3 protein-coding genes are annotated in these 1,920 nt (G+C 72.9%); 2 read left to right on the top strand and 1 reads right to left on the bottom strand.

Annotated features, from left to right (window positions below; all coding sequences use genetic code 11):
* Positions 1-906, top strand: a 906-nt coding sequence (locus tag ESO86_RS16105; protein ID WP_242492422.1) for a 1,4-dihydroxy-2-naphthoate polyprenyltransferase, incomplete at its 5' end; no start/stop codon positions are given.
* Positions 907-946: 40 nt separating this feature from the next.
* Here ESO86_RS16105 and ESO86_RS16100 read toward each other — a convergent pair.
* The gene (locus ESO86_RS16100; protein WP_129235856.1) at positions 947-1,228 is read right to left on the bottom strand and encodes a DUF4229 domain-containing protein; all 282 of its coding nucleotides are present in this window, start codon (positions 1,226-1,228) and stop codon (positions 947-949) included.
* Between the two features lie 74 nt (positions 1,229-1,302).
* Here ESO86_RS16100 and ESO86_RS16095 point away from each other — a divergent pair, with 74 nt between their 5' ends.
* The gene (locus tag ESO86_RS16095; RefSeq protein ID WP_129235855.1) at positions 1,303-1,761 is read left to right on the top strand and encodes a PLD nuclease N-terminal domain-containing protein; all 459 of its coding nucleotides are present in this window, start codon (positions 1,303-1,305) and stop codon (positions 1,759-1,761) included.
* The last annotated feature ends 159 nt before the right edge of the window (positions 1,762-1,920 follow it).

Below are 1,920 nucleotides of genomic sequence, written 5' to 3'. Positions count from 1 at the left end.
GCGCCGCGCGCGCAGCGCGGCCCCGCGACCTTCCGCGACTGGGTCGGCGGTGCGCGCCTGCGGACGCTTCCGCTCGCGATCGCGCCGGTCGCACTGGGCACCGGTGCCGGGGTGGTGATGCTCGGCTACCTCGACGAGCCGTTCCATCCGTGGCGCGCGGTGCTCGCGCTCGTCGTCGCACTCGCGCTGCAGGTCGGCGTGAACTACGCCAACGACTACTCCGACGGCGTGCGCGGCACCGACGAGCACCGCGTCGGACCGGCGCGGCTCGTGGGGTCGGGCGCCGCGACGCCGCGGCAGGTGCTCACGGTCGCGCTGGCGTTCTTCGGCCTGGCGGCCATCGCAGGGCTCGCGCTCGTCGTCCTGACGCAGCAGTGGTGGCTGCTCGCGGTCGGCGCCGCGGCGATCGTCGCCGCCTGGTTCTACACGGGCGGCAAGCGCCCCTACGGCTACTCCGGGCTCGGCGAGCTGTTCGTGTTCGTGTTCTTCGGCCTGGTCGCGACGGCGGGCTCGACGTACGTGCAGGCGCTCGGCGTGAACCTCGAGTCGTGGACGGGCGGCGTCGGCGTCGGCCTCATCGCGTGCGCGGTGCTCATGGCGAACAACCTCCGCGACGTCGAACAGGACCGCATCGCGGGCAAGCGCACGCTCGCCGTGCTGGTCGGTCCGCTCGTCGGACGCATCCTGTTCGCCGTCTTCATGCTCGCGCCATTCGCCGTCACGGTGTTCTGGGCGCTGCTCTACCCGCCGGCATGGCTGGTGCTGTTCGCGCTGCTCGCCGCGCTGCCGGCGTGCGCGATCGTCGGCTGGGCGCGCACGCCGCGCGAGCTCATCATCGGCCTGCAGCTCGCGAGCGTGACCGCACTCGCCTACGGCATCGGCATGGGCCTGGCGTTCGCGTACTGAGGGGCGGATGCCGCGGGTTGGCGGATGCCGCGGCGCGCCGCTACTCGGACCGGCGCTGCTCGGCCTCGTCGACCGCCGAGTCCTCGGCCTCGTCGTCGACCGTGACGACCGGCTGCTCGCGGTGCCGGGCCTCGTAGATGCCCTGCGCGAGCTCCTCGCGCTGCCTGCGGAGGAAGATGAGCGACGCGCTGAATCCGAACAGCGCGGCCACGATCACCGAGATCCAGGGCGTGACGCCCGCGACCAGCAGCACCACCAGTGGTGCGGCGAAGAGGAGCACGCGCAGCAGCGTGTAGCGGAGCCAGACGGGGAGGGCCTTCACCCGTTCAGTGTAGGCAGCGCAGTCTGGGTGCCCGCTCCCAGCCGAACGTGATGCGACACGCCTAGAATCGGTGCATGGTCCGCCTCTGGTTGATCGCCGGTGTCGCCGCCGTGGTCTTCACGATCTACGCGGCGGTGGACTGCGCGCTCTTCGATCGCACTCGCATCCGTGGTCTCCCGCGCGGGTGGTGGATCGTCGTGATCCTGCTCGTGCCGGTGATCGGCGCCGCGCTCTGGTTCATCGTCGGCCGTGGTCGGGCCATTCGCGTGGGTCGTGTGAACCCGCACAGCAACGCGCCCGACGACGACCCCGAGTTCCTGCGGCGCCTGCGCGCCGACGCCGAGCACCAGGAGCGGATCCGCCGGCTGGAGCAGGAGCTCGAGCAGCTCGACCACGAGCTCGACGCCGACGCCGACGAGGACGGCCCGGCCGCCCGGCCGCGCGGCGATGACCCGCTCGGCACCGACCGACGACGCAACGACGGAACCGACGGCCCCGGCGAACCCGGACCCTCGGGTCTGCCGAATGGCTGAGGGCCGGTCGGTCGCGAGTCCCGCCACCGCAGCCGCGATCGCGCTGCTCGCGCACCTGGTGCGCGCGGGCGTGACCGACGTCGTCGTGGCTCCGGGTTCGCGGTCGCAGGCGCTCGCGCTCGCCGCGTCGGAACTGGAGCGCGTCGGCGGCATCCGCCT

The organism is Agromyces binzhouensis, assembly GCF_004135055.1.
GTDB lineage: Bacteria > Actinomycetota > Actinomycetes > Actinomycetales > Microbacteriaceae > Agromyces > Agromyces binzhouensis.
The sequence above is the reverse complement of the archived record's forward strand: the minus strand, read 5'-3'. Positions and strand labels throughout refer to the sequence as shown.